Raw genomic sequence first — 7,676 nt, 5'->3', positions numbered from 1 at the left:
GGCCTGGGCCGCGGCGTTCGGCATGACCAGGCCCACGCTGGAGACCAGGACGAACAGGCCGATCAGGAGCACGGGCAGGGGTGCCCGTGTCAGCACCGCGCCCAGGACCGTGGTGCCACCGGCTGTCGCGCCCAGCAGACCGGCGAGCAGCAGCACGCGGGCGCCGGCCCGGGCCACCAGCCGGCCGCTGATCTGGGCGGCCGCAATGAGTCCGGCGGCGTTGACGGCGAACACGGCGCTGTACTGCTGCGGTGACAGGCCGTGGATTTCCTGCAGGACGAACGGCGAGCCGGAGATGTAGGCGAACATCGCCGCGAAGACCAGGCCGTTGGCCAGGACGTACCCGGTGAAGACCCGGTCGCTGAGCAGCTGCCCGACGACAGCCAGCAGCGGCTGGCGTGACGCGGAGGACCGGGTCTCCGGCAGTCCTGCGGCGGAGGCCGCCAGCATCACGGCGCCGAGTACGGCCAGGCTCACGAAGATTCCAGGCCAGGCCGTGACGCGCAGTAGCTGGCCGCCGAGGACCGGCGCGAACACCGGCGCCAGGCCGGTGATCAAGGTCAGTGCGGAGAAGAGACGTGCGGTGCGGGTTCCGGAGGTGCGGTCGCGGACCATGGCGTTGGCGATGACGATGCCGAACGCCCCGCCGATGCCCTGGACCAGGCGTAGGCCGACGAAGGTCCGGACGTCGGGTGCCACCGCGCAGAGCGCGCTGGCGATCGTGTAGAGGGCGAGGCCCGCCAGCAACGGACGCCGCCGGCCGTAGGTGTCGCTCAGCGGCCCGGCGATCAGCTGCCCGATGGCCAGCCCGGCCAGACAGGCGGTGATGGTGAGCTGGGTGGCCGCGGCGCTGGCGCGCAGGTCGCCGGCGAGGTCGGGCAGTCCGGGCAGGTAGCCGTCGACGGACAGTGGTCCCAGGGCCACGAGCGCTGCGAGCAGGACGATGAATCGGGTGTGCCGGCCGGCGGCGTCGTTGCTCATGGCTCAGTACGCCACGGTGATGCGGTGGCGTATCGCGGTGCCGCTCTCGATCGTGTCGGCCAAGGCGATCGCGTAGTCGGCGTACGAGATGCGGCTGTTGCCGTCGTCGTCGGTGAGCAGGGTGTCCCCGGCGCTGCGGTAGGCCCCGGTCCGCTCGCCCGCTCCGATGACCGCGGCGGGCGACACGTACGTCCAGTCGAGGTCGCGCACGCCGCGGTAGAGGTCGAGCGCTTCGGACTGGGCCTCGGCGTTGGCCTTCCACAGCGCGGGGAAGTCCGGGTCGTCCATGACCCGGGCGCCGGTCGGCGTGCGCAGGCTACCGGCACCACCGATGGTGACCAGGCGGGTGACGCCGGCTCGGCGGAGTCCGTCGATCAGCGCACGAGCGGCACCGACGATCGTGGCGCGGTCGTTCTCCTGGCCGATCCGGGGGCCGACGGCCGACAGTACGGCGTCGTGGGAGGCGGCGAGGCCGGCGACCGCGGCGGCGTCCGTGACGTCACCCGTGGTCACGGTCAGGGCCTTGTGCTTGAGTCCGTCGACGTGGCCGGCTCGGGTGACCGCGGTGACGGTGTGGCCGCGACGCAGCAATTCCTCGGTGGTGGGCCGGCCGATGTTGCCGCTGGCACCGAACAGGACGATCTTCATGTGTTGCTCCTTGTTTCTGATGGTCAGAGGACGGGCTGGCCGTCGGCGATGATGGCCGCGGTGATGCCGCGCTCGTCGGCAGCGTGCTGGAAGCGCTGCTCGATGTCGGGTTGTTCGGTGTAGAACGGCGGGTTGTGGAACAGGCCGTAGTGCATGGCGCAGACGGTGCCGGCGCCGAGTGCGACGGCGGCCTCGACGCCCTGCTCGGGGGTCATGGTCGCCGGGACGTTGGCCGCGTAGCCCTCGAAGTGGGCGATGACGCCGTTGACCGGGACGAACGCGACGTCGAACGGGCCGTGGTCGCGGGTGATCTGCCACCAGCTGCCGTGCCACTGGGTGTCGCCGCAGTGGATGACCCGCCGGCCGGCCCCTTCGACGACCCAGGCGACCTGGTCACAGTCGTTGCCGCGCCAGTCCAGCGAGGTCACCGGGGTGACGGTCAGCTCTCCGATGCGCCGTGACTGGCCCAGGTCCTGGGCAACGGGGGTGATGCCCGCCTCGTGCAGCGCCGCCGCGCTCGGGGTGTGGCAGCCGATCGTGCCGGTGGCCGCGATCCGGGCGATCAGGTCGTGGTCGTAGTGGTCGGGGTGCAGGTGGGTGATGAGGGCGTGGGTGCCGGGCGGGGTATCGACCGGGTCGACCGGCCGGTGCGGCGGCCCCATCACCGGCGCCAGCGGAGCGACGTTCTCGAGCGGGTCGATCAGCAGGCGGGTGTCGCCGAGACGGATCTCGACGCCGGCCCAGGCCAGCCGACGCACGGAAAGGGTGGTGGTCATGGGCAGCGACGCTAGACCGGCGTTGTTGAGAAAGTCAACAAGAAAGTTTTGAATCTCAACACCACGATGTAGGGTGGTGGCATGCGCACCTACGGGCAGTACTGCGGCATCGCGAAAGCACTGGACACCATCGGCGACCGATGGACCCTGCTGATCGTCCGTGAACTGCTCGCCCTGGGTCCGTGCCGGCACACCGACCTGCGCAACGGGCTGCCCGGGATCGCCAGCAACCTGCTGGTCGACCGGCTCCGCGAACTCGAGGAAGCCGGCCTGGTCCACCGCGAGGCCGCCCCGCCGCCGGTGGCCACCAACCTGTTCTCTCTCACCGAGCGTGGCCGCGAGCTGGAGCCGGTGCTGCAGGAGCTGAGCCGATGGGGAATTCCGCTGTTGCGTGAGCCGGCCGGCAGCGACACCTTCCGCACCCACTGGCTGGACATGCCCGCCCGGGCACTGACCGACCACCGCCCCGACCAGCCAGCAATCGCCCTGCAACTGCACGCCGACGGCAGCGAGGACCTGGTCATCGAAGTCAAGGACGGCTCGGTGCACACACACGCCGGCCGGGTCGACCACCCCACCGCGTCACTGACCGGACCGCCGCACCTGCTCGCCGCGACCCTGCTCGGCTACCTCGATCTGAGCGCCGCAGTACAGCAAGGCCTGCGGCTCAGCGGCGAACGCGAGGCAGTACTGCGCATCCTGCCCCGCTGATCCGGGTGTGAGACTGGTATCTGGTGGGCTCGCATGTTGAGGTGTCGCGTATTCCTCGGTGGGGTCGGTCCTGGCGTCACCGTGAGTGGTCGCCGGGGGCGTATCGGGACCAGGTTCCTCCGGCTTCGGTGACGAGTCGGGTGGCGGTCGTCCGCCGCGGCCTCTTCGCCTCGGCCAGCGCCCGGTACATCGAGGCGACCGAGGGGTTCTTGCCTGGGTTCTTCCCGGTCTTGATGGTCAGCTTCTTCGCGATCTCCGGGACCGGGACGACCTTGTCCTTGAGCGCGACGGCGAAGGTGAGCATGTCGTCGTCGATGACCCTGCGGGCAGCTTCGGGGTATTGGGCGAAGACTTTGTCTATATCGGCAAAGAATTCAGGGTCACGCTCAGGTCCGCAGGCGGGCTTCTCGTTCATATTTACCCTCCGCATCAGCGGCTACTGCCCTATTTTCCCTCAGATTTGACGCACATGCCACTTCGCTCATCCAGCCCGGTGACGACCGGACCGCAGCAGTGGTGCGTGGAGCGTCGCCGGGCGATCAGATCGCGGTCAACGTCGTCCAGGAAGAAGAACCGCTCCAGCTCAGGGCGGGTCGGCTCCTCGGCGAACTTCCCGTACGCCTCGGCCTGCTCATCAGTCAGAACAGTTTGCGGCAAAGCCCGGGTGGAGCCAGATGTGACGGCGAAGCTGCCGACCTGGGCGGTGCCGGCAACGTGTGACGGCAGCCGGGCCTGCCCGCGGTCGACAGCGTCACGGGGGCCGGGAGCAGCCTGTCCGAAGGCGGCTCCACAGCAGTCGCCATTGCATCCTGTGGCCGCGTGGGGCTGGGCGTTGCCGCGCGGGGCGAGGGGCGAGCCCCACCCGGACAGAAGGCTCTCCCCCGGCCGATCGGGGCGACGCTCCGTAGATGTTCGATGTCCCCGCGCCCGTCCGTGTGCCCCAGCCCGCAGGGCGGCCGCCCTCGCCCGGCCCGGCCGGCCGCGCATCGACAGCCCGAGCGCGTTCCCGAGCTCATGCGCCGCGACCATCCGCGGGTCGCGGTTCGTAGGTGTCCATGCGGGCCTTGTTGAGCGGATCAGGTCGGTTGCCGCCGGTCCGGGATGTCGCGACCACACTCCGGCCGCAGAGCTCCGCGCGTCGGAGAAGTCCCCCGTAGTTCGGGTCGTTGACGGTCGTCGCCACACCCGGCGCACTCCTGACTCTCGCCCGGATAAGGCCAGACCCTGTTGGCGTGGGCTTACTCGGCCCTGTACCTCGTACTCGCCCTCCACGGGATCTCAGCGTCATCGACCGAGCTGTCCTCACGCGTCTCGGTGGCGTCACTCCCGGACTGCGCGAAGCACGGCGCCGCCACCGCGGCGTGCGCTGGGACCGGCGCGGGGCCGTAGACCACAGCCCCTCGCAGTGGCCGACTGGGGCCAGCGCGAGCGGCACCGCACCAGACTGTTTCCGCGCGCCGCCCCTCGCCGGCCTGCCCAGCCCGAACCGAACACCGCCCGGAAGGACACCGGCCGGAAGGACACCGGCCGGCCGGCGAAATCAGACTGGGGCGGCCGCAGACGCCAAGCACGCTCATCGAGGACGTGGGCCGCGCCGCGGTGCGTCAATGCTGGCAGGACGACCGGACGCGGAGCAGCTCGGTCCGCAGCGCGGGTGTGCCGTCGACCGGTGCCGGGTCCTCCGCCGTCGGTTCGATGCCTCCGGCGGCGACTTTGTCGAGTGTCGTCAGGCCGTCAGCGCCGACCGTGCCGAACACCGTGTAGTTCGGTCGCAGCGCGGAATCGCCGTAAACGACGAAGAACTGTGAACCGTTCGTGTCCGGGCCGGCGTTGGCCATCGCCAGCAGGCCGCGCCCGTAGAGGCGGCGCGCGCCGGTCGGATCGGTCGGTGCCGGCGGCAGGTCCACCGGCAGCTCGTCCTTGTACTTGTACCCGGGCCCGCCCTCACCGGTACCGGTCGGGTCGCCGCACTGCAGGACCTTCAGCGTCGGGTACGCCGTCAGACGGTGGCACACCGTCCGGTCGTAGAACCCATGCCGTGCCAGGTGCAGGAAGCTCTGGACCGTGCACGGCGCCTTGGCCCGGTCCAAGCGCAGCGGGAGCGGGCCCTGGCTGGTCGGAACGGCCATATCAACCGTGCCACGGCTGGGGGTACGCCGCGGGTCGGGCGGCAGTGGAACAGGGCGCGCCGGCGGCTCGTCCGGGGTCTGTGTGTACTGGCAAGGGCCGTGCGTCGTGCGCGGCGGAGCGCTGTCGGAAGCGGTGGCGACACCTCCCCCGGACACGACTAACGCCACGGCCGCCAACGCGCTGATCAGTGCTCGTTTCATCTCGCACGCCCTCCCGATGATCACCAAGTCCTGGAGCGGTCGCAGTCTAGGGCGTGGGTTTGGTCCGCGGGAATAGCTACGGCAGGAGGCTGGCCCGGCCGAGCCCGAGGTCCTCGCCCTCCAGCTGACGTCCCTGCTCGACCGAGCCAGTGGCGGTGTCCGGCATCAGCACCGCGTGACCGTCGTGGGTGGTGAGATTCTCGGTGGTGAGTGTCCGCCAGACCGGCCGGAAGCGGCCCTACAGGACGGTCGTCGCGTCATCCAACCGAGGGGCGCAGCGGGCCGGTCAAAGGTTCCGTGCGGGCTGGTGCGGCACGGTGGCGGCATGCGTCGCTGGTCCCTGCTCCTGACCGCGCTGCTCGCGGCCTCGGGATGCGTCACCGCCCACCTTGTCCTTGCCTCAGCGATTGCGGTCAAGTACGACCACGTCGTCGCCCATGCCGATGACGAGACCTTGGCCGACAGCGGTCATGCACTGGGCCCGCGTCGGCAAAGCGACCTTCTCCCGGAGCCGGGCCGCCGCGAGATCCCAGACGTGGACCGTACCGCTGCCGTCCAAGGTGATGGCGTCCGTACGGTCGTCCCACGTGGTGCAGGCCACCGCGAGAACTCCTGACGGGTGTCCCGCAAGGGTGGACCGCAGGGTGCCGTCCATCAGATCCCACACTTGTACCGCGGCGTCGTTCCCGCCCACGGTCAGCGCGTGGGGACGGCCCTCCAGGACGGTGCCGGCGAGTGCCCGTATCCAGTGGTGCCCTGTGTGGACGGTGGCGGTGACGCGTCGGCCCTTCTCCGTCAGCCTCCACAGCCGCAGTGCGGCGTCATCGCTGCCCGTGAGGAGGTGGGGGCGGCCGTCGACGGTGACGGGCTCCATGGCCCGCACCGCCGACCGGGTGCGGTCGCTGTGGAGCGGGTGCTCCACGTCCTCTGCCAGATCCCACACGCGTATGGTGCGGTCCTGGTCGGAGGTGACCACGCAGGGACGGCCGTTGACGTCCGCCCACGCCACGGTCTCCACTCGCCGGTCCGGTCCGGGAAGGTCCCGAAGCCCGGTCCCTGCGGCGAGGTCCCAGACCCGGGCGACGCCGCAGCAGCCTCCGACGGCGGCGTAGGGGCTGTCGTGGACCGTTGTGCACGCCAGCGCCTCCACACGGTGCCCGTGGGGCAGGGTTCCTCGTTCCGTCCCATCGGCCAGGTCCCAGACCCGTATTGTGGTGTCGCCTCCGGTGACGACGTGGGGACGGCCGTCGATCTCCACGGCGCCCACGGCCTGCACGGGCCCGGTGTGGCCCTTGTGTCCCGCGGGCAGGGCGGCGTCACCCAGGTCCCATACGCGCGGGGGCGCGGAATGGCCGCCGCTCACAGCGTACGGGCGCCCGTCGATCTCCGTGCTGGCCAGCACGTCCACATAGCCGTGGTGTCCGGTCAGGACGGCGTGCTCCGCGTCCTCGGTCAGATCCCACACGTGCACCGTGCAGTCACCACCGGCGGTCAACACGTGAGGGCGTCCACCAAGTTCGAAGCAGCTCACGGCAGCTATCCACGAGGTGTGCCCGCCCAGCACCGCGCGCTGCGAGCCGTCGGTCAGGCACCAGACCCGTGCCGCGTCCTCCCCGCCGCTCCCGGTGATGGCGTGGGGGATGCCGTCGATCACCGTGCAGGCCACCGAGTAGACGGCCGACGTGTGACCGGTGAGCACGGCCCGCTCGACGCCGTCCTCCAGGTCCCACAGCCTCACCGTGTTGTCATAGCCCCCGGTCACGGCCACGGGGCGGCCGGCGACCTCTGCGAGCGCCACCGCTCGTACTTCCTCGGTGTGGCCGGGCATCCGCGCACGTTCCGACCCGTCTACCAGGTCCCACAGCCGGACCAGGCAGTCCTCTCCCGCAGTGACGGCGTGCGGCCGGCCGTCGATCACCGTGCAGGCCACCGCGTGTATCCAGCCTTTGTGACCTCCGAGGGCGAACCGCTCGGCCCCGGTATCCAGATCCCAGACCCGTAGGCTGCCGGAGCAGGTTCCTGTGACGACATGGGGCCGCCCGTCGATCTCGACGCAGTCCAGTGCGTAGACCCCGTCGTCCTCGGTGATGACAAGTCGTTCGGTTCCGTCGACCAGGTCCCACACGCGGACGTTCGCGTCGTAACAGCCGGTCACCGCGTGGGGGCGCCCGTCGATGACGGTGCACGCGGCGGCGTCCACGCCCAGTCCCGTCTTGGTGAAGCGCAGCGC

7 protein-coding genes and 1 pseudogene are annotated in these 7,676 nt (G+C 70.6%); 1 reads left to right on the top strand and 7 read right to left on the bottom strand.

The genetic code is table 11. The annotated features are described in order from the left end of the window. The 3 genes from ACWGIU_RS23120 to ACWGIU_RS23110 form a co-directional block, all read right to left on the bottom strand. A partial coding sequence (locus tag ACWGIU_RS23120; protein WP_453708636.1) for a multidrug effflux MFS transporter occupies positions 1–981 on the bottom strand: 981 nt, incomplete at its 3' end. Between the two features lie 3 nt (positions 982–984). Then, entirely contained in the window at positions 985–1,629 is a 645-nt protein-coding gene (locus tag ACWGIU_RS23115) for an NAD(P)-dependent oxidoreductase (protein ID WP_453708634.1), read from the bottom strand. A gap of 23 nt (positions 1,630–1,652) precedes the next feature. Continuing rightward, entirely contained in the window at positions 1,653–2,405 is a 753-nt protein-coding gene (locus ACWGIU_RS23110; RefSeq protein ID WP_453708632.1) for an MBL fold metallo-hydrolase, read from the bottom strand. 81 nt (positions 2,406–2,486) lie between these two features. Between ACWGIU_RS23110 and ACWGIU_RS23105 the strand changes: the two genes are divergently transcribed. Continuing rightward, complete coding sequence (locus ACWGIU_RS23105; RefSeq protein ID WP_453708630.1) at positions 2,487–3,116, top strand: winged helix-turn-helix transcriptional regulator; 630 nt, start codon at positions 2,487–2,489, stop codon at positions 3,114–3,116. A gap of 76 nt (positions 3,117–3,192) precedes the next feature. Here the strand turns inward: ACWGIU_RS23105 and ACWGIU_RS23100 are convergent, their stop codons facing one another. The 4 genes and pseudogenes from ACWGIU_RS23100 to ACWGIU_RS23085 form a co-directional block, all read right to left on the bottom strand. Beyond that, the gene (locus tag ACWGIU_RS23100; protein ID WP_453708628.1) at positions 3,193–3,531 is read right to left on the bottom strand and encodes a hypothetical protein; all 339 of its coding nucleotides are present in this window, start codon (positions 3,529–3,531) and stop codon (positions 3,193–3,195) included. An 89-nt stretch (positions 3,532–3,620) separates the two neighbouring features. After that, positions 3,621–3,773, bottom strand: a pseudogene (locus tag ACWGIU_RS23095) (DUF4158 domain-containing protein); the annotation flags it as partial. Between the two features lie 947 nt (positions 3,774–4,720). Then, on the bottom strand, positions 4,721–5,245 hold the full coding sequence (locus tag ACWGIU_RS23090) for a peptidylprolyl isomerase (RefSeq protein WP_453708627.1): 525 nt from the start codon (positions 5,243–5,245) through the stop codon (positions 4,721–4,723). A gap of 601 nt (positions 5,246–5,846) precedes the next feature. Further along, positions 5,847–7,676: WD40 repeat domain-containing protein (locus ACWGIU_RS23085; RefSeq protein WP_453708625.1), on the bottom strand; the 1,830-nt coding region annotated here is incomplete at its 5' end.

It is taken from the genome of Streptomyces sp. NPDC054840 (genome assembly GCF_053611065.1).
This window is presented reverse-complemented; position numbering and strand designations above follow the sequence as displayed.